Raw genomic sequence first — 19130 nt, forward strand, 5'->3', positions numbered from 1 at the left:
GCTAAATTTTTATCAGATTCTCATCAATAGGACTAATTAATTCTTTTAAGTATGCTGTTAATTCTTCTCTCAAATCCTCGTTCTGCAGTGCAAATTCAATAGTTGTTTTGACGAAGCCTATCTTTTCACCTACATCAAATCTTTTTCCTTCAAAGTCGTAAGCATAGACAGGCTGGACCTCATTTAATCTTTTAATAGCATCTGTCAGCTGTATTTCTCCACCTGCTCCGATTTCATGTTTGTCGAGGAAGCTGAATATTTCCGGTGTTAAAATATATCGTCCCATAATAGCGAGATTTGATGGTGCTGTACCAGGTGATGGTTTTTCAATTAGACTTTTTACTTGATAACGTCTCCCAGAAGGAGAGAGGGGGTCTACTATGCCATAACGATGTGTTTCTTGATAAGGGACAGACTGAACTCCAATCACAGAAGACTTGGTTTCTTCATAGATATCCATAAGCTGGCGAAGGCAAGGTATACCGCTCTGGACGATATCATCTCCGAGAAGTACAGCAAATGGCTCATTTCCGATGAAATTTCTTGCACACCATATTGCATGCCCCAGACCTTTAGGCTCTTTCTGCCTGATATAGTGGATATCAGCCAGATTGGTCGAATAGCGAACTTTTTCCAGAAGCTCTATCTTTCCCTTTTCCAGTAAGTTCTTTTCGAGTTCAGGGGCAAAATCGAAATGGTCTTCAATCGAACGTTTCCCTTTACCCGTGACAATGAGAATTTCTTCTATGTCGGAAGCAATGGCCTCCTCAACAATAAATTGTATAGTTGGCTTATCTACGATTGGCAGCATCTCTTTTGGCTGCGCCTTTGTCGCAGGAAGAAATCTTGTTCCAAACCCTGCTGCGGGAATAATGGCTTTTTTTATTTTCATAGATAATCCCCCTTTTAAAAAATTTTTTATGCTTTGTGTCTTGCCCTCAATGTCCAAATCTGATGGAGCATAAGCAATGATGAGTATATAGTGAGGTAGGTCAGAATTATCCATCCGAGCTGAAGGTATGGAGCGATTGCCTGCTGTACTGACTGGCTGGTCAAAAAGGTCCGATGATCAATGCATAGATAAACAACTAAAGTAATAAAAAGGATGATGGCAATAATGCCTTCAGTTAACTTGCTCCGAGTCTTGCCTCTCTCTGCATTATATTGGGTGGCCCAGCCATCTTTTTTATTTGCCGAAAATTTTCCGAGCCAAACGTTTGCAAAAGTGATTAAGTTAACCCACAAATAGATTTCAGGACTTATAAGGAGGGCTGCAAGCACAACATCAATTCCCCTGTGCATGGGTGTTTTAATTGCGAGTATCGTGTTTAATATAGAAGCTAGAGCAACTGGTATCAGCCAAATCCAGGACCAATAGAATTGGTCTGTAGCAATGGACAGGGCAAGTAATGAAATAAATAATACACGCACAAGCAGATCGGAAAACGACTTCAGTTGAGAGCGCCAAATTTTTCCTCTATGCTTGGATTTTACACCAATATCACTATTTGTGAGTAACTCTACCGTGCCGGACTGCCATTTATTTCGCTGCTGCCTGAAAGTATGGTATGACTTCATTGCATCTACGAAACATCTTGCTGTCGGACTGATCAGCGTTTTCCACTTTTTCTGAATCTGCCAGGTTAAAAGCATATCTTCTACGTCACTTTCATCCTGCCAGGGTCCATCCAGCTTGTTCTCTTCAATAATGTCTTGCAGTGCTTCCGGTCTAAATAGGGTGGCCTGGCCACCAAGAACATAGGTGCTGCCGCCGCTATACTGAAGATTGAGCAACCAGCTCGCCATATCCTGCTTCTGTTGATGGGTCCACCATCTGGCAATCGGTCCTCCATATTCGCCGCTTGCGATCTTTTCTTCATAGTTAACATCATCTTTGGAGATAAGGCTTTTCTTTTTCGGCATTCTCATCGTGTACTTAGCCATTACACCACCTATGTTTCGAGAGCTCATCAAACCTTCCCATAGCTGTGATAGTGCGTCAGGTGCCAGGCGGCTATCTGCATCCATGCCGAGAATAGCTTTAATAGAGTGTTTATAGTATTCTTGGAAAATTGTCAGCTTTTTATCATATAAATCTAAGGGGTCTCCATAGAGGTGCTTCCACGCAGAATTTAATGCACCTACCTTTCGCTGTTTATTATTTATTGTAGTTAGTACTTTTAAATTTAGTTTGAACTCCTCTCCTGCTTCCAATGCAATCCGCTCCGTCTGATCAGTACAATTATCAGCAATTACAATTACATCGAGCTCCACGTCTTTTGGCAGGGATTGGTCGCCCAAGCCTGCTAAACAATCTCGGATTGACTTTTCCTCATTGTGTGCAGGAATAAAAGCAACGATTCTTGGTTTCATATAAGTATTTCTTATGCCTGGAGCAATAGTTGTTGTAGAATCATTGGGACTATTTATCTCCGGAAGGCTTAGTAAGCTCTCCATTATCCACCCTCCTAAATTAGATTTTTAGCACTTCATCCTTCCTGGCCCATGCCCCCAGAACCCCCCCTTTTTGTTCTTTTTATCGAACTGATAGAAACAGTATATGTCAGAAATGAAAAATATAACAATTTTTAAATAAGATGAAATATTCTTAATTAAGAACACTTTTAAATATTTTTCTCGATCTTTCTTTAATTTGCTCACTTTTTTATATTTCTTAATTTTAATATTGTTCTTTATAATGTAAAACGAACAGTTCAAGGTAGTGAAAAGGAAAGTGAGGAGAGTGAGGAGAATGGAAGTAGGGCTAAGTTTAAGGAAAATAAGGATAGAAAGAGGATACTCCCTTGGAAGACTTGCGAAGGAAGCCAATGTTTCTAAATCATATATTAGTGAGATTGAGCGTGGGCTTCATAATAATCCCTCGATATCTTTTCTAAAAAAAATATCTGATTCACTGAACACAAGTCTTGATGTATTAATGCGGATCAGTGTTTCTGAACATAAGGAAACTCTTGATAAAGAATGGGCTCAATTGATTAATCAAGCTATCGACAATGGAATAAAAAAAGAAGATCTTCAAGACCTGCGAAACAACAGAGTCTTTAAGGAAGAGTAAAACACAAGAAGAATTTTATTGTTTGATGTTTAAAGAATTGGGTGAATAGACCTTAAAATTTGCTGCTGAATGAATTATTCGGATAACAATATGTTGGATTTAATTATAATACCCATAACGTTTGATGACATTTTTCTTCTCTAAAAGCTGTCTGGTAATCTTATTAAAGACAGTCTTCCGAACCTCGATATTCTATAATAGGATAGTGACAAGGAGGTAATCGGAAGTGGAAGTACTGCTTCACGGAATCATACTCGCCTTCGGCCTGATTCTGCCGCTTGGCGTTCAGAATGTGTTTATCTTTAATCAGGGTGCTCTGCATAAAAGGTTTACCGGTGCGCTGCCGGCAGTGGTGACGGCGGGGATATGCGATACCATTTTGATTTCGCTCGCGGTTGCGGGGGTGTCTATTGTTGTTTTAAGCTTTGACTGGCTGCGGATGCTGCTGTTTGCAGCAGGAGCCGTCTTTCTTGCTTATATGGGCTGGCAGATGTGGAAAAGCAGGCCGGAGCCCGCAGCAGGAGAAGGGCAGGGCAGCTTCACGGCAAAGCGCCAGATTGCCTTCGCCGCTTCTGTCTCCTTGCTGAATCCTCATGCCATTATGGACACGATTGGTGTGATTGGTACAAGCTCCCTTGCCTATGAAGGCTATGAGAAAGTGCTGTTCTCCGCCGGATGCATCGGCGTCTCATGGATCTGGTTCCTGGGCCTGGCTTTCGCAGGCAGGAAGCTCGGCCAAATCGACAAAAACGGCAAAGTCCTTGGCTTGATGAACAAAATCTCGGCCCTCATCATATGGGCCATGGCAATCTATATGGTCGGGCAATTGATTTGAGCCAGGGGGTCTGTCCCCCTGGCTCTCTTTTAATCCAAGGGGACAGACCCCCTGGCTCGCTTATAGCGCATCCTTCACGACTTTTTTGGAGTACAGGACTGATAGTATGCCAAAGATGGAGTAGAGGATGGTGTATAGGATCATGACGCTGATCATGGGTGTCCATACTTCGGCTCCGAACATGAACCAGCCGGATTGGACGGCGAAGTAGCTGTGTACAAGGCCGATCGCAAGCGGGATCCCGAAGCTGAACAGCTGCTTGGCCTGAAGGCCCTTCATGAGATCTCCTGTTGTGAAGCCCAGCTTGCGGAGAATCGTGAAGTTCGGCTTTTCGTCCTCGCTTTCGCCCATCTGCTTGAAATAGAGGATACAGCCGGATGTGACGAGGAAGGAAAGCCCAAGGAAGCCCACAATGAACATGATGAGCCCCATATTGCTCTTTTGGCTGATCATGACATCAAGCTGTGAATCGTTCTCTCCGCTTTCGCCAAGCTGGAGCGCATGGAAGGCTTTATTGGCGTCATTTAGGCGTTCCGGATCTTCTATATCAATGCCGATATATACATTATTTTCAGCCTGCAGTCCGGGATCCATCTCCGCCTTCAGCTGCTCAAAAACAGCGTCATCTACAATGGCAGTCTGGAGGCCGCCTCTTGTATAGTAAAGCGGAATCAAATAATCCTTTTCCAGGCCAATGTAATTGAGCGGAATTTCTTTTTCCTTGGTATGAAGCTTAACCTTTCCGGAATCCTTCAAGGGCATGAACCTTTGAAGAACGTCGCTGTAGCCTGTAAAAATGGCCTCATTTTCATCAAGGTCTTTTCTCCCGGCCGAGCTTTCACTGATGACCGGCAAGTCCATCTTATCGGTATCGAAATTCATTTCCTCCAGCTTTTTCCCTTGAATGTCTTTGACATCAATAGAGGCTGTAACTACTTCAATCCGTTTTTCCCTGTAATCGATGTTTTTTGAGTCCAGCTCCTGCCTGAACCGCACCGCGCTATCTTCGACCGTGAAGGAAAAATCATTTGGCACATTATCCCGCGCCATCTTTTCAGCCGAATAATAGGAGATATAGCTGAGTGAAAGCAATCCGATCGCTAGGGCGGAAACCGTAGTGATGATTGTCAGCAGCAGCGCATTCGATTTCATCCGGAACATGATGGACGAAAGGGAGAGCACTTCTTTTACATTCAAATATCCGTCCTTTTTCTTGCGAATCAGATAGATGATGAAGCTGACTGAGCCTTTATAGAAGAAATAGGTCCCGAGAATGACAGCTCCTAAAATGAAGATCATCGCCCCAAACAGTTCCGGCATCGATGTGAAATCTCCTTCGAACAGTATGCCTGACACATAATAGCCGGCCGCAATCAGGATGATGCCGAGAATGCCGATGATGATATTGAAAATAGACATTTTCCGGATCTTTTCTTCAGCGGATGACTGGACCCTGAAGAGCGACAGGATGCTCTGTCCTTTAATGAATAGATAGTTTACCAGCATAATGAGCAGGTAGATGGCCGTAAAGACGATAAGGGTCTGTACGAGAGCCTTATTGGAAAAATAGAGCTCAGCCACCTCATCAACACCAGTGATTTTGAACAGAATCATCATCATCAGCTTGGAAACCAGGAAACCGGCCATCATGCCGATGAGGAGTGAGCCGTAGTAGAGCATGAAATTCTCTGCGGTCAGGATACGGAAAATCCGGCTTTTCGTCATGCCGATCAGCTGGAATAAGCCGATCTCCCGGCTGCGCCTTTTGGTGAAAAGGCTGTTGGCGTATACGAGAAAGACCGCCACAATGCCTACAAGCAGAACCGAGGCCGCTTTCATTCCGGCACCGCCCTTGATCGAGCCCTTCACCACATCCATCGCCGGATCATACTGAAGGGTGACAAATGCGAAATATAAAGCTGCACTGAATACAAGAGCGAAGATATAAAGATAATAGTTTCTCACATTCTTTTTCAGGTTTTTCCAAATCAGCTGGTTAACGCTCATCCTGCACACCGCCCAGTACTGCCTGCGTCTTCATAATATCCTTGAAGAACGCCTGCCTTGTCTGCTCCCCTTTGTTCAGCTGCGTGTAGATCTGCCCGTCTTTGATGAAAATCACGCGGCTGCAGTAGCTCGCCGCGGCGGGATCGTGGGTGACCATGACGATGGTTGCCCTGCGGCTTTCATTCAGTCCGCCCAGCTTGTTCAGAAGGTCTGCGGCTGATTTTGAATCGAGAGCTCCTGTCGGCTCATCGGCGAAGATGATGCTCGGCTCATGGATGAAAGCCCGCGCTGCCGAAGTCCGCTGCTTCTGTCCGCCAGAGATTTCATTCGGATATTTATCTTTCAGGTCCATTATGCCAAGCTCTTCTGCGATGGCGTGGAAGCGCTGGTCCGCCTCCTTTTTTGCCACCTTCGAGATGGACAGCGGCAGAAGGATATTTTCCTTTACCGTCAATGTGTCCAGGAGGTTATAATCCTGAAAAATAAAGCCGAGGTGATTTTTTCTGAATTCAGCCAGCTTTTTTTCCTTCATGACTGTCATTTCTTTATCTTCAATCCGGATCGTTCCGCCGGTTGCTTTATCGATTGATGATAATACATTCAGCAAGGTTGTTTTTCCTGAGCCGGAGGCCCCCATGATGCCGACAAACTCGCCTTTGTGAATCGCCAGGTCGATGCCCTTCAGCACTTCCTGCCGGTTCAGCTTTGTGCCGTAGCTTTTATGGAGCTTGATTGCTTCTAGAATCGCCATATAAGCTTCCTCCTCTAATCTTGATAGTCTTATTATAAAAAGAACCCTGATGGAAATCCTTGCAGCAGACGAACAAAAAGGAAAAGCATGTGACAATCTTGTCACATGCTGATCACTTGGGAAAAATCATTTCTCTTTGGAAAGGAAAGGGTAAAAGCGGTAGCTTCCCCAAGAGTGGATTGAACCTCTATTTCAATGAGAAGCGGAACGGCTGCTTTTTTTGTAAGATACAGTCCCATCCCTGTAGCAGCATGGTCCTCATGCTTCAATGTTGATGTAAAGCCTTTATCAAAGATGCGTGGCAGGTCCCTCGGGTCGATGCCCCGCCCAAAATCACGGATTTCAAGCCGTGTCTGTCCGTTCTGTTTCCAGCTTTTGATCATAATATCTCCTGCATCGCTGTATTTGATGCTGTTCGTCAGAATCTGCCTGATGATGAAAGCCAGCCATTTGCCGTCTGTCAGCACCTCTGTCTCTTCGAGGCTGATGTCAAAGCCGATTCCCTTCTGCATGCACCAGGCCTTCATCGTCAGAAGCTCGTGGTGGATGACCTCCTCCAGATCAATCTTCTGGATATACAGGTCATTCTCAATAAATGGAATCCGCTTCTGGTGAAGCTGCTGGTCGAGGAGCAGATGGATGCGGAGCCATTCATAGGTAAGGCTCGATTTGAGCGGCCCGTCTTCCATTCTTTCGATCATCAGATGAAGGGCGGTCAGCGGTGTTTTCACTTCATGAATCCAGGCTAGCAGCTGATCCTTTTCTGTCTCGAGGGCAAGGTGGAGATCCCGCGCCTCTTTTTTCAGCAAAGTTGACTGCTCAGACATCGCTTCTTCCACAGTCATTTCAAACGGGCTGGAAGGGGCAGGGATGCTCCCGGGGTCGAGGTCGCCAACCCGCTCCTCCAGGTTTTTATAAAAGTAAGATTCCCGATGGCAGCGGACTGCCAGGAAAATCAGAAAGGAGATGAGAGACATTCCGGCAAAATACAGGATGCTATTGAAGGGAATGGCAGAGTCCACGAACGAAATGAACAGCAGCAAAGCATGGGCAAACAGGAAGAACAAGATCCAGCTGAGGCGTTCCCTTATAAAACGGAAAATCATTGGCTCTGCTCCTCCACCGCCATATAGCCCATTCCGACCTTTGTCTCAATAAAGCTGCCAAGACCGATTTCTTCAAGCTTTTTCCTCAGGCGGTTGACGTTCACCGTCAGGGTATTGTCGCTGATGAAGCGTTTGTCGTCCCATAGGCTGCTGATCAGCTGGTCACGCGTCACAATTTTGTTCTTCTGCTCAATCAGCTGCTTCAGAATGAACATTTCATTCTTGGTCAGCTCCACACGGCCTGCATCGTTTTCCACGATACCCCGTTCAAAGTCGATTGCAGCACCGCACCATGTCTTCAGCTTCACTTCATCTGTGCTGTAGCTGTAAACGCGGCGCAGGATCGCCTGAATCTTGGCAATGAGCACCTCAAAATGGAATGGCTTCTGCACAAAATCATCCGCCCCCAGCTGCATCGACATCACCATATCTGTCGGATGGTCGCGCGACGACAAAAAGATGATCGGCACATTCGAACCCGACCTGATCATCCGGCACCAATGAAAGCCATCAAACCTGGGCAGCTGGATATCAATGATCACCAGATCAGGCTTGACCTCCGCAAACTCCTCCAACACCAAACTGAAATCCTGTATCCCGTGCACCTCATACGACCACTGTCCCAGCCGCTCCTCCATCTCCTGAAAAAGAGACCGGTCATCCTCAATCAGCAAAATCTTAAACACCCTCATCACCACACGTTTCTAATCAATTACCTCAAGTGTAAGTAAATAATGGGAAATGGGCAAGTAGAGCCAGGGGGTCTGTCCCCCTGGCTCTCTGCAGATGAAGAAAATCATTGTGGTTTTTAAAAATAAGGATAGGCCCTCAGGAATAGAGATAAAAGAAGCTAAAAAAAGTGAGGGAAGCAGATGGAGGATATGCATCAAATCTTGGACGCTGCTGCAGCTGCCGGAGATGTTCCCATGGTGCTTGCTCTAATCATACATGTCGAAGGGTCCGCCTATAAGAAAGAAGGCGCTGCGATGCTCCTGATGGCAAATGGCAAGAGGGTTGGGACTTTGACGGCCGGCTGCCTGGAGGAGGATCTGGCGGAAAGGGCCAAAGTGGTCCACGCTGAAGGGAAATCCGCGGCAGTCCAATATGACCTGAGCAGCGAGGATGATCTTTCCTGGGGGCAGGGGGCTGGCTGCAACGGCAAGATCACCATCCTGCTGGAGCCGGTCGGCAAGAGGCTGCGGCAGCAGCTCCTCTTATTAAAAGTAAAGCTGGACGAAGGGAAGTCTGTTGTACGGATCATCCGGCTGACAGACTCGTTTGAGCCGATGGAAGATATATGTATAGCAGAAGATGGAGCGCAATTTGGAAGCGGCCATATCACGTTTACACTGCAGGCTGACAAGGATCCTATTCTTCTAAAAGGAGCGAAGGATGCGCCAGATTTCTATTTTGTACATCCCATTTTCCCGGTGCCCTGCCTGTATGTTTTTGGGGCGGGGGAGGATGCCCGGCCGCTTGTTTCCCTGGCTGCACGGACCGGTTTCAAGGTTTTCATAGCAGATTGGCGGCCTGCTTTATGCTCTCCTGAATATTTCCCTGAAGCTGCCGGTTGGATCGTTGGGAAAGCAGAAGAGGTGCTGGATAGAATCACTTTTGCCAAAAGGGACTTTGCTGTCATTATGACCCATCAATTTGAAAAGGACCGGATCATTCTGGCACACATTAAGGATGCCCCCCTGTCTTACATAGGCGTGCTGGGTCCCGCCAGAAGGACAGAACGCCTGCTGGGCGGCCGGAATATCCCTGAGATCATCCATTCCCCCGCAGGCCTCCCGGTTGGTGCGAAAGGCCCTGAGGAGATCGCTGTGAGCATTGTCGGCGAAATGATTCTGACATTGAGGAGCCGTCCATGAAAGTCACCGGCATCTATCTGGCAGCCGGCAGAAGCAGGCGGATGGGGAAGGATAAGCGTTTCCTTCCTTACCGTGGTGTGCCGCTCGGTTCAGCCGCCCTGGGAGAAGCACTGGTTTCCAGGCTGGATCATATTGTGATTGTCACTGAAAAGGAAGATTCATTGAAATGGCTGCAGCCTTCTTTTTTAAAACCGCCATACTCACACAAATGGAGCCGCACCGTTTGCAGGGAGGCCGGCGGCCAGGGCCATTCAATATCATGCGGCATCGAGGAGGCGGCCCGGAGCAAAGCAGATGCGGCAGTCATTCTTCTCGCAGACCAGCCTTTCGTTGGTGCTGAACAGATTAACAGATTAATAGATTGCTATAAGGAAGAAGAGTGCCAATTTGTCGCCCCCTCAAGCCTAAAGGTTCCGATGCCGCCTGTCCTCTTTTCCAGCGCCTGTTTTCCTCTTCTGCAGAAACTGGAAGGAGATCAGGGCGCGCGGTCCATCATCCGGGGGGAACTATTTCAGCAGGGAAAAATCATCGATTTCCAAATGCCGCTGCTTTTTTATGATGTCGACACGCCGGAGGATTATGAAGTACTGAAAGAGCTGAGGGGGGAATGAGTTGGACTATATCGGAGAAAGTGTCATCCGCAAGGAAGCCTATGATAAAGTGACCGGCAAAGCGAAGTATACCAATGATTATCAGCAGACAGGGACGCTGCACGCCAAGATGCTAATCAGTCCGTATTCCCATGCCGATATAGTCTCCATTGACTTCTCGGAAGCAAAGAGAATCCCCGGTGTAAAAGCAGTATTAGGAAATGAGCCCTTTCCGCTTGCCGGCGAAGAAATCAAAGACAGGCCGCCGATTGCCTATAAAAGGGTGAGATACCATGGGGAACCTGTGGCGGTCGTTGTTGCGGATACACCGCTGAACGCAAAAAAGGGGGTGGACGCGATCAAGGCCGAGTACAGGCCGCTCCCTGCCGTCCACTCTCCAAGGGAAGCCCTTAGAAGCGACGCCCCGCTCGTCCATGAGAATCTCGGAAGCTATGAAAAAAGGGAAAGAGTCTATCCCGTGCCAGGCACCAATATTGCCAGCATGGACAAAATCCGCAAAGGAAATATCGAGGAGGGCTTCAGGGAGAGCGAAGTGGAGGCAGTGTTTTCAATCTCCTTCCCGCCCTCCGACCATGCCGCCATGGAAACCCGCTGTGCCACGGCTGAAGTCCGTGAAAACGGCGAGGTGATTTTCACAGCGTCCAGCCAGGCTCCTTTTGCCATTAAAAAACTGATGGAATGGTATTTCGGCATCCCTTCCGGAAAAGTGATCGTCCACACACCGCTTGTCGGCGGGGCATATGGCGGGAAAGCTTCGGTGCAGCTGGAGGTCATCGCCTATCTGGCTTCCCTTGCAGTAGGCGGCAGGCCCGTCAAGCTGCTGAATACAAGAGAAGAGGATATGATCACCTCTCCTGTCCATGTTGGACTTGACGCTACTGTTAGGCTCGGCGCCACAAGGGACGGCATCCTCAAGGCGGCTGAAATCGAATTCTTTTTTGACGGAGGCGCCTATTCCGATAAATCGGTTGATATCACACGCGCCGCTGCGGTCGACTGCACCGGACCATACAGAATCGATCACATCTGCTGCAACTCCTACTGTGTTTACACCAACCATCCTTATCCAGGGGCATACCGGGGCTACAGCCACAGCGAGGTCCACTTTGCCTTCGAACGGACAATGGATGTGCTGGCTGAAAAATTGTCCATGGACCCGCTGGAGCTTCGCTTGAAAAATAGCATTAGAGCAGGCGATACCACGCCGACACAGGTGCTGCTCAGCCCAAGCAGGATCGGGAATCTGCCATTGTGCACTGAGCGCTTGAAGGCATTGATGAAATGGAATGAAGGGCAGCTGCTGGAAATCGGTGAGCGGACCATCCGGGCAAAAGGCGTCTGCTGTGTATGGAAAACATCCACCTTTGATACTGATGCCACTTCAGGAGTGATTCTGACGTTCAATCCGGACGGAAGCCTCAACCTGATGTCAGGGGTGGTGGAGATCGGGACCGGGACGAAAACCGTACTTGCCCAGATGCTGGCTGAGCGGATGAAAATGAATGTCGATCAGATTCATGTGAAAATGGCAGTTGATACCCGGACCGTTCCTGAGCATTGGAAAACGGTCGGGAGCCAGGGGGTCCATATGGCTGGCAAGGCAGTCCTGGCAGCCGCAGAGGATGCCATCCGGCAATTGAAGGACCTGGCATCCTGCGTATTGCAGGCTCCGGCAGATGACCTCGAGACCGCCGGCGGGAGAGTATTTATAACGGACCGTCCCCATATCGGGCTGGACATAAGGGAGCTGGCATACGGCTACACGTATCCGAATGGCCATACGATCGGAGGGCAGATCATTGCTGTCGGGCATTATACCCCGCCGCGCGTTTCCTATCTTGACCCGGAAACAGGTGCAGGCGATCCCGGCCCCGAATGGACGGTGGCTGCCCAGGGAATTGAAGTGGAGCTTGATAAAAGGGACCTAACATACAGAATTCTGAAAGCCTATACGGTCATGGATATTGGGAAGGTATTAAATGAAAAAGGAGCCCTGGGCCAGGTGATGGGGGCAATGAATATGGGGATCGCCTTTGCTGCCAGGGAATCTTTTGTGTTTGATCGGGAGGGGAGAGTCTTGAATCCGCAGCTCAGAACATACCGCCCGCTCCATTATGGAGAAGAGCCGGAATATGTCATTGAATTTATTGAAACGCCTCATCTCGCAGGCCCTTATGGTGCCAGGGGTGCTGGCGAGCATGGACTCATCGGCATGCCTGCCGCGCTTGGGAACGCCCTGTCCCTCGCCCTAGGTGTCCAGCTTGATACCCTTCCTCTCCTGCCTGAAACATTGTGGAGGAAAGTCAGCGGGGTGAAGCAATGATTCCTTTTGACTTCCAATACAGCAAGCCGCAGTCCATTGAGGAGGCAGTCAGGCAATACTATGAATATAGAAACAGCGGGAAAAAGCCATCCTATTTTTCCGGACTCACCGAGCTGATTACATTGGGAAGGCTCAATCTTGTTTACACAGATGCCGTTATTGATCTGAAAGGAGCCGAAGGATATCAGGGGATGGGAGAAGATGGGCAATATTTAATTTTTGGGGGAGGGGCTGCATTGACCGCCATTGCGGAATCCAATCTGTTCCCGCTGCTCGCAAAGACCTCAAACGAAATTGCCGATAGGACCTCACGCAATAAAATTACACTTGCCGGAAATATCTGCGGCCAGTTTTTTTACCGGGAAGCCGTCCTGCCGCTGCTGCTGTCAGACTGCCTGCTCGGGATTGCCGGAACAGAAGGGCTTGTGTACCATCCAATCCATCACGTATTTGATCAGGAGATCAGGCTCAAAGAAGGGGAATTCCTCTTTTCCATACTGGTAGAAAAAGAGTATAGAGAATTGCCGTACGTGAGCATTAAAAGAAGAAAACAGTGGGACACAGGCTACCCGCTCGTAACGGCGGCCGCGCTTTTGAAAGAAGGGGAGATCCGGATGGCCTTCAGCGGAGTCTGCCCTTTCCCGTTCCGATCCAGGGAAGTGGAGACGGTGCTGAATGACAGGGCACTGACAGCTGCGGACCGGGCTGAAAGAGCTCTCGGCTATCTGCCGCAGCCCATCCTGGATGATGTCGAAGGATCGAAAGAGTACAGGTTATTCGTATTAAGGAACACCATATCCGATTCTATCCAACAGTTAGAGGGTGAGAGGCAATGACCGGTTCCAAGCAGCTGATGCTTATTGTAAACGGAGAGGAAATCGGGCTGACCGCAAGGCCTGCAGATACTTTATTATATGTTCTCCGGGTGCGCCTGGGCCTGACAGGCTCAAAGCCGGGCTGCCTGAACGGCGACTGCGGGGCGTGCACCGTTCTGGCTGATGGAGTCCCGATGAAATCCTGCCTGATGCTGGCGGTTGAAGGAGAAGGAAAGAGGATCCAGACGATTGAGGGGCTGAAGAATGCCTCGATCCAGAAAGCCTTTATCGAAAACTTTGCCTTCCAATGCGGCTACTGCACATCCGGCTTCATCATGAACGGGCATGGCCTCGCCCAGACAAACCCGCGTGCAGACGAAGAAACCATAACAGACTGGCTCCAATCCAATATCTGCAGATGCACCGGATACAAAGAAATCCAGCAGGCCATCCACTCGGTGCTGCGGCAGGGCGCCAAGGGGTCAGACCCCTTGGCTCAGCCGAAAGAGGGACAGTAAGCCTGTCCCTCCCTTTCCTATACTTCCACTTCAGTGCCTGCTCCGAGTTCGAGTGCTTTCTGGTAGACGGCACTGGCAATTGCCAGGTCGAAGTAAGCTGTGCCGACCGATTTGAAAAAGGTGATTTCCTGGTCATTTTCCCGGCCAGGAATCTTTCCGGCCGCCAGTTCCCCAAGTTCCCCATGCAGCCTGTCAAAGCTCCAGACCCCTGAATTTGCCGGGATAATCAAGTCACCGGCCTCTTCCTTCACACCTTCAAGCGTATCAGCGACAATTTTGGAGGACTTAAGAATGGTCTCTTCATCCACCTCCTGCATATGAGGCTGATAAGAGCCGACACCGTTGATATGAGTGCCCGGCTTGAGCGCATCCCCTGAAAAAACAGGGGTGGAAGAGCGGGTGGCGCAGATAATGATATCCGCTTCGGCAGCGGCACTGTCAGCTTCGCCGGCGATTGTGACTGTCCCGTCAAAGTCCGGGCAGAGATCTTTAATTTTCCCGGCAAAGCGATGGGCCTTTTCCGTCGTGCGGTTATAAAGGATGATGCTCGAGATCTTCCTTACCTCTAAGACGGCCTGCAGCTGTTCCTCGGCCATTGCTCCGCAGCCGATGACGGCGGCCGTGCGGGCATCCTCCCGCGCCAGATGCGCAGTTGCCACCCCGCTGATCGCCCCGGTCCGAAGGCTCGTCAGATAGGAGGCATTCAAAAGGGCAAGGTGATCGCCATTCCTGGCATCACTTAATAGAATCACCCCCTGGGTCGTTTTTTTGCCGATGGAAGGGTTGTGCGGGAAAATGGTGACAGCTTTGACAACGGTTTTTCCAGCCGATGGCATGGCGCAAGGCATATACAGGGCAGATGCCTCATGCTCGGGGATATCGAGGACTGTCCGGTGCGGATTGAGGATTTCAGCTTCCGTTTGGCGGATCAGCCCTTCCCTCATATCCTGGAGGGCATTTTTCATAGAATAAAAGGATCGTATTTCTTTTTCAGATAAAATAAGCATTCATAATTCCTCTCTTTCTGAAAAAAAGGAACTGCCGGAGCAATTCCTTTTTCATTTTTTAAATCGTAGCGTTTGTTTTTGTACTTTCCGTGATTACGGTGCCGGTGTCCAGGTCCTGATTGTTCCGGTCCTTAATGCTTGCCACGGCTACCAGAGAGATGGCGGCTGTCAGCATGATATAAAGAGCGACCGGGACATAGGAATTGTCGTATGCCTGGAGCAGGGCGGTCGCAATCAGAGGCGCCGTTCCCCCGGCAAGGGCAGCTCCGATCTGGTAGCCCAGCGAAATGCCGGTATAGCGGACATTCGATTTAAAAATCTCAGAGAACATGGTCCCGAGCACCGCCGTGATCGGAGCCCAGATGATGCCGAGGCCGAGAACTGTGGCAACAATCAGCATAAGGGCAGACCCCTGCTGAAGCATCCAGAAATAGGGGAAAGCATAGAGCATCATTAAGATTGTGCCCCCGACATAAAGCTTCTTTCGGCCAATCTTATCCGAGAGGCCGCCCATGATCGGAATCAGGATGGTTGTGACGATCGTGGCAATCGTGACCGCATTGAGCGTCACAGTCCGCGAAAAGCCGAGCTGGGTGGTCGCATAGGAAACAATGAAGGTTGAAAAAATATAAAACGGCGCAGTTTCGACTACCTTGGCGCCGACTGCAATCAGCACTTCCTTCCAATTGGTGCGCATTGTTTCGAGGAACGGAACCTTCGCAATTTCGCCTTTTTCCTGGGCTTTCTTGAAAGATGGCGTCTCATCGATGCCCTTGCGGATCCACAGCCCGAAAATGACGAGCAGGGCGCTAAGAATGAAAGGGACGCGCCAGCCCCATGACATGAATGCCGCTTCCGGGAGCAGTGACATGATGGATAATGCCAGTGTGCCGAGCAGCATCCCGATCGTTACGCCCATCTGCGGGACGCTGCCGAACAGGCCGCGCTTCTCTTTAGGAGCGTACTCGACTGCAAGCAGGAGCGCTCCGCCCCACTCGCCGCCAAGGCCGATGCCCTGGATCAGGCGCAGAATAATCAAAAGGATGGGCGCTGCCACCCCAATGGACGCATATGTAGGCAAAAGACCCATTAAAACGGTCGATCCCCCCATCAGCGACAATGTCAGGACAAGCGTTTTCTTCCTGCCGATCCTGTCGCCGATATGGGCAAAAATCACACCGCCCAGCGGACGGATGAAAAATGCGAGCGCAAATGACGCATACGCGAGCAGCAGGCCGACCGCCGGATCCTCACTGTGGAAAATCACCTGATTAAAAACAAGCGCTGCCACCGTCCCGTATAAAAAATAATCGAACCACTCAATCGAACTCCCTATCAGACTCGCAATCAATACCTTATTCGCCAGCTTCTTCTCCATGGGCATCTCTCCTCTTGTATTGGCCCGGCCTTATTTATGTATAGAATGAAAAAGTGGCAAGACAGGCCGGGGGCAAAATGCTATACAGACTAGGATATAATTTATGACTGCCGGAAACAAGAGAAAAAACGATGAATTATAAATTTTCAGAAAAATACAGAGGGCCAGATTTACTGGCCCTCTGTCTGGCTTTTCTTTCTCATCTAGGCTGTGCCTCTACTCCTGTTCTTCCAGATCCTCAATCAGCTTCTTCATCTCCTCAATTTCCCTGCGCTGCGCTTCAATGATATCTTCAGAGAGCTTCTTGACCCTGGGATCCGAAATGCTGGCGCGTTCACTCGTCAGGATGGCGATGGAGTGGTGAGGGATCATCGCTTTCATCCACGCGGTGTCCTCAATGGTAGCCTGGCTGCGGACAAGCCAGAGGGAAACAGCAAATACAACAGCGCTCCCTGCTAAAATCAGATAGTTCAGTTTCTTGTTTTTATACATATTCCACATAAATAAAAGCATGACAATGGCCATGGCCGATCCCATGATCAGCGCCATATACACCCGTGTCTCGCTGTAAAAAATATGATCGAGCTGAAAAACATTCAAATACATAAGTCCGAACATAATGACCGTCGAAACGGCGATCATCAATCCGAATCTTCCGTAATGCTTCATTGCAAACCCCTCTTTCTCTATAGTATCTATAATGCTCGTTCCCTTGCTGCACCCGGAACAAACCAGAAATTCTCCAGGCAGCTTATACCGCAGGCCAGCACAAAAAGCCGGAAACAGATGTCTCCGGCTTTCCTTTTATTCCATTGTCATTCAAAGATTGGGCCAGGAAACCTGTCCCTTCGTCCTGCTCAAGCCTCCGGATTAATCTGTCTGACTATCTGCTCGCAGATCTGATGGGTAATGAGCGAGTCATCAATAGAGGGATCCGTGGTTTTATTCTGCCGGACAGCGTCGAGAAAATGGCCGATCAGCTGGTAGAAGCCGCGTTTGTAGAGCGTGGGCTCCCAGTCGCCGAATTTGGTCACCTGAATGCTTTTGTCATGATAGTGGACCGTTTCAACAAGGGCATTGACCACAAATTTGTCCTGGCCGGTGCTGTATTCGATGATTTCCTCCGTAACCCCGCCATTGCGGTTCATAATGCCGACCGCCGTGCTGCTTTCCCCAATCAGCTGGACGATGAGGTGATCCAGCTTGCCGCCTGATCCTTTTGACTGGACAGTAACATCCTTGACCGGCTCATCCATGAGGAAACGAAGGGTGTCAACGACATGGATGAAGTCCTCCACCACAAATCTCCTCACGGCGTCAGGGGAGGAGAAGCGGTTCTTCTGCATCAGGATCAGGCTCGCCCTGCCATGCTCCTTCAGCTCCCTAACCCTTGGGATGAAGCGGCGGTTAAAGCCGACCATGGCAATTTTGCCTTTTTCTTTTGCCAGACTGACAATCTTTTCGGTTTCTTCTAAGTTCATGGAAACCGGCTTGTCTATGTATACATGGATGCCATGCAAAAGCAGTTTTTCTGCTATGTCAAAATGGGCCTCGGTCGCCGTGCTGACAATGACTGCTTCAGCCCCGGCAGCAATCAGCTCCTCAACAGTGGCGGCAGTTTCCCTGATTCTGTACTTATCTGCAAGGTGATTGAGCGTCTCCGCATTTCTCGTACAAAGCACAAGCTCAATATTTTCCTGTTCAGACAATACAGGCAGATAAGCCTTTTTAGCAATGTCCCCAAGGCCGATGATGCCAATTTTCATATGCTCACTCCGTTCCAATTCTGATTTTACACAAATGAAATGATGATCCCGCCCTTGCCCGCATAGGTGCCCATCGTCGCACCCATATAATTGACGATGATTTCCTTCGGATGGTACCGGCTTTCAATCTCAGATTTTAAATACTCCGCATCTTCTATATTCCCTGTATGGGTAATCCCGAAGACTGTATTGGAAAAATCGGCCGAACGCTCTCCGATAAGGTCTAAAGACCGTTTAAAAAACCGCTTATTGCCGCGGATCTTTTCCAGCATTTCAATATTCCCCTTGATTCCTTCCAGGATGATCTTGATATTCAGCACCTTGGCGATGGAACCCTGGAATTTGCCGAGCCTTCCGCCTTTGACCACATTCTCCAATGTGTCGAGCAGGATAAGGATCGTCATCCGGTCCCTGATCTGCTGAAGCCCCTCGACGATTTCCTCAAGAGGCTTTCCTTCGGCCGCCATTTCAGCTGCTTTAATAATCTGGATTCCATGCCCAAGAGACCCGCCAAGCGTGTCGAACACCGTCACGTCCGCACCGGAGATTTCCTTACCGAGGCAGGCAGACTGATACGTCCCGCTCAAGCCTGAGGAGATCGTGAAGCAGAGCATCGGCTCCCCGTTCTTTGCCAGCTCCGTAAACACATTGGCGAAGTCTGAAGGCGAAGGCTGCGAGGTTTTTGGCAGCTCATCAGAGGCGAACATTTTTTCATAAAATTCCTCCGGTGTGATTGTGATTCTCTCCTGATATTCGGAAACTCCGATCCGGACCGATAGAGGGACAACTTTAATCCTGTATTTTTCAATCAGCTCCAAGGGCAGATCGGCGGAGCTGTCTGTAATAAGCTGAACCATTGGCTTCATGCCCCCTTTATGTTGGTTATATGATTTGCTGCCGTCTCCCTGATTATAGCAATTCCGCCAAAAAAGGTATGGGCAGGTGCTTCATTTTTTAATAAATCAAATATTATGTGATCAACAATAGTGTATATCGCATAGTATATAGTATACTGTATGACATATAGCAAACAACCCAGAAATACTTGAGATCAATGAGGTGA

General features: G+C 48.9%; 18 protein-coding genes. 7 read left to right on the top strand and 11 right to left on the bottom strand.

The genetic code is table 11. The annotated features are described in order from the left end of the window. Position 1: 1 nt before the first annotated feature. Positions 2–892 (bottom strand): UTP--glucose-1-phosphate uridylyltransferase GalU, encoded by an 891-nt coding sequence (gene galU / locus Q9R36_RS12840; RefSeq protein ID WP_311225252.1) that lies wholly within the window; start codon positions 890–892, stop codon positions 2–4. 26 nt (positions 893–918) lie between these two features. Continuing rightward, a complete protein-coding gene (locus Q9R36_RS12845; protein ID WP_396137117.1) occupies positions 919–2373 on the bottom strand; it encodes a glycosyltransferase family 2 protein in 1455 nt (484 codons plus the stop codon). Between the two features lie 379 nt (positions 2374–2752). On the opposite strand from Q9R36_RS12845, the gene Q9R36_RS12850 reads away from it, so the two are divergent. Both Q9R36_RS12850 and Q9R36_RS12855 read left to right on the top strand, forming a co-directional pair. Continuing rightward, the gene (locus tag Q9R36_RS12850; RefSeq protein WP_311225254.1) at positions 2753–3076 is read left to right on the top strand and encodes a helix-turn-helix domain-containing protein; all 324 of its coding nucleotides are present in this window, start codon (positions 2753–2755) and stop codon (positions 3074–3076) included. Positions 3077–3302: 226 nt separating this feature from the next. Continuing rightward, a complete protein-coding gene (locus tag Q9R36_RS12855) occupies positions 3303–3911 on the top strand; it encodes a LysE/ArgO family amino acid transporter (RefSeq protein WP_094767959.1) in 609 nt (202 codons plus the stop codon). A gap of 60 nt (positions 3912–3971) precedes the next feature. Here the strand turns inward: Q9R36_RS12855 and Q9R36_RS12860 are convergent, their stop codons facing one another. The 4 genes from Q9R36_RS12860 to Q9R36_RS12875 all read right to left on the bottom strand — a co-directional run bounded on the left by Q9R36_RS12860 (position 3972) and on the right by Q9R36_RS12875 (position 8461). Further along, entirely contained in the window at positions 3972–5918 is a 1947-nt protein-coding gene (locus tag Q9R36_RS12860; protein ID WP_311225255.1) for an ABC transporter permease, read from the bottom strand. Continuing rightward, positions 5908–6669 carry an ABC transporter ATP-binding protein gene (locus Q9R36_RS12865; protein WP_311225256.1) on the bottom strand — a complete coding sequence of 254 codons (762 nt, stop codon included), beginning with the start codon at positions 6667–6669 and terminating at the stop codon, positions 5908–5910. Before Q9R36_RS12865 ends, Q9R36_RS12860 begins: the two co-directional genes overlap by 11 nt. A 101-nt stretch (positions 6670–6770) precedes the next feature. Next, on the bottom strand, positions 6771–7775 hold the full coding sequence (locus Q9R36_RS12870) for a sensor histidine kinase (protein WP_311225257.1): 1005 nt from the start codon (positions 7773–7775) through the stop codon (positions 6771–6773). Beyond that, on the bottom strand, positions 7772–8461 hold the full coding sequence (locus Q9R36_RS12875) for a response regulator transcription factor (protein WP_311225258.1): 690 nt from the start codon (positions 8459–8461) through the stop codon (positions 7772–7774). The genes Q9R36_RS12870 and Q9R36_RS12875 overlap by 4 nt, the downstream gene beginning before the upstream one ends. A 186-nt stretch (positions 8462–8647) precedes the next feature. On the opposite strand from Q9R36_RS12875, the gene Q9R36_RS12880 reads away from it, so the two are divergent. Genes Q9R36_RS12880 through Q9R36_RS12900 form a run of 5 tightly spaced genes read left to right on the top strand, consistent with a single transcriptional unit; the run spans position 8648 to position 13916 of the window. Beyond that, a complete protein-coding gene (locus Q9R36_RS12880) occupies positions 8648–9649 on the top strand; it encodes an XdhC family protein (RefSeq protein WP_311225259.1) in 1002 nt (333 codons plus the stop codon). Continuing rightward, on the top strand, positions 9646–10260 hold the full coding sequence (locus Q9R36_RS12885; protein ID WP_311225260.1) for an NTP transferase domain-containing protein: 615 nt from the start codon (positions 9646–9648) through the stop codon (positions 10258–10260). The genes Q9R36_RS12880 and Q9R36_RS12885 overlap by 4 nt, the downstream gene beginning before the upstream one ends. Before the next feature lies 1 nt (position 10261). Beyond that, positions 10262–12583: a xanthine dehydrogenase family protein molybdopterin-binding subunit gene (locus Q9R36_RS12890; protein ID WP_311225261.1), complete on the top strand. Its 2322-nt coding sequence runs from the start codon at positions 10262–10264 to the stop codon at positions 12581–12583. Continuing rightward, positions 12580–13419, top strand: a complete 840-nt coding sequence (locus Q9R36_RS12895) for an FAD binding domain-containing protein (RefSeq protein WP_311225262.1) — start codon at positions 12580–12582, stop codon at positions 13417–13419. Before Q9R36_RS12890 ends, Q9R36_RS12895 begins: the two co-directional genes overlap by 4 nt. After that, on the top strand, positions 13416–13916 hold the full coding sequence (locus Q9R36_RS12900; protein WP_311225263.1) for a (2Fe-2S)-binding protein: 501 nt from the start codon (positions 13416–13418) through the stop codon (positions 13914–13916). Before Q9R36_RS12895 ends, Q9R36_RS12900 begins: the two co-directional genes overlap by 4 nt. A 17-nt stretch (positions 13917–13933) precedes the next feature. Here the strand turns inward: Q9R36_RS12900 and Q9R36_RS12905 are convergent, their stop codons facing one another. The 5 genes from Q9R36_RS12905 to Q9R36_RS12925 form a co-directional block, all read right to left on the bottom strand. Next, the gene (locus Q9R36_RS12905; RefSeq protein ID WP_311225264.1) at positions 13934–14923 is read right to left on the bottom strand and encodes an ornithine cyclodeaminase family protein; all 990 of its coding nucleotides are present in this window, start codon (positions 14921–14923) and stop codon (positions 13934–13936) included. A gap of 58 nt (positions 14924–14981) precedes the next feature. After that, positions 14982–16301 (bottom strand): MFS transporter, encoded by a 1320-nt coding sequence (locus Q9R36_RS12910; protein ID WP_311225265.1) that lies wholly within the window; start codon positions 16299–16301, stop codon positions 14982–14984. A gap of 216 nt (positions 16302–16517) precedes the next feature. Next, positions 16518–16970 (bottom strand): DUF305 domain-containing protein, encoded by a 453-nt coding sequence (locus Q9R36_RS12915; RefSeq protein WP_311225266.1) that lies wholly within the window; start codon positions 16968–16970, stop codon positions 16518–16520. Positions 16971–17158: 188 nt separating this feature from the next. Next, positions 17159–18067 (bottom strand): Gfo/Idh/MocA family protein, encoded by a 909-nt coding sequence (locus tag Q9R36_RS12920; RefSeq protein WP_311225267.1) that lies wholly within the window; start codon positions 18065–18067, stop codon positions 17159–17161. A gap of 26 nt (positions 18068–18093) precedes the next feature. Continuing rightward, the gene (locus Q9R36_RS12925) at positions 18094–18924 is read right to left on the bottom strand and encodes a DegV family protein (protein ID WP_311225268.1); all 831 of its coding nucleotides are present in this window, start codon (positions 18922–18924) and stop codon (positions 18094–18096) included. Positions 18925–19130: the final 206 nt, after the last annotated feature.

This window comes from Bacillus sp. AG4(2022) (genome assembly GCF_031844465.1).
Lineage (GTDB): Bacteria > Bacillota > Bacilli > Bacillales > Cytobacillaceae > Bacillus_AB > Bacillus_AB infantis.

Bases quoted from the DNA above. Each gene is read 5' to 3' on its own strand.
- Q9R36_RS12925 (WP_311225268.1), bottom strand. From the start codon at position 18,924: ATGGTTCAGCTTATTACAGACAGCTCCGCCGATCTGCCCTTGGAGCTG.
- galU (WP_311225252.1), bottom strand. From the start codon at position 892: ATGAAAATAAAAAAAGCCATTATTCCCGCAGCAGGGTTTGGAACAAGA.
- Q9R36_RS12915 (WP_311225266.1), bottom strand. From the start codon at position 16,970: ATGAAGCATTACGGAAGATTCGGATTGATGATCGCCGTTTCGACGGTC.
- Q9R36_RS12905 (WP_311225264.1), bottom strand. From the start codon at position 14,923: ATGCTTATTTTATCTGAAAAAGAAATACGATCCTTTTATTCTATGAAA.
- Q9R36_RS12865 (WP_311225256.1), bottom strand. From the start codon at position 6,669: ATGGCGATTCTAGAAGCAATCAAGCTCCATAAAAGCTACGGCACAAAG.
- Q9R36_RS12860 (WP_311225255.1), bottom strand. From the start codon at position 5,918: ATGAGCGTTAACCAGCTGATTTGGAAAAACCTGAAAAAGAATGTGAGA.
- Q9R36_RS12870 (WP_311225257.1), bottom strand. From the start codon at position 7,775: ATGATTTTCCGTTTTATAAGGGAACGCCTCAGCTGGATCTTGTTCTTC.
- Q9R36_RS12895 (WP_311225262.1), top strand. From the start codon at position 12,580: ATGATTCCTTTTGACTTCCAATACAGCAAGCCGCAGTCCATTGAGGAG.
- Q9R36_RS12850 (WP_311225254.1), top strand. From the start codon at position 2,753: ATGGAAGTAGGGCTAAGTTTAAGGAAAATAAGGATAGAAAGAGGATAC.
- Q9R36_RS12920 (WP_311225267.1), bottom strand. From the start codon at position 18,067: ATGAAAATTGGCATCATCGGCCTTGGGGACATTGCTAAAAAGGCTTAT.
- Q9R36_RS12880 (WP_311225259.1), top strand. From the start codon at position 8,648: ATGGAGGATATGCATCAAATCTTGGACGCTGCTGCAGCTGCCGGAGAT.
- Q9R36_RS12885 (WP_311225260.1), top strand. From the start codon at position 9,646: ATGAAAGTCACCGGCATCTATCTGGCAGCCGGCAGAAGCAGGCGGATG.
- Q9R36_RS12900 (WP_311225263.1), top strand. From the start codon at position 13,416: ATGACCGGTTCCAAGCAGCTGATGCTTATTGTAAACGGAGAGGAAATC.
- Q9R36_RS12845 (WP_396137117.1), bottom strand. From the start codon at position 2,373: ATGAAACCAAGAATCGTTGCTTTTATTCCTGCACACAATGAGGAAAAG.
- Q9R36_RS12910 (WP_311225265.1), bottom strand. From the start codon at position 16,301: ATGGAGAAGAAGCTGGCGAATAAGGTATTGATTGCGAGTCTGATAGGG.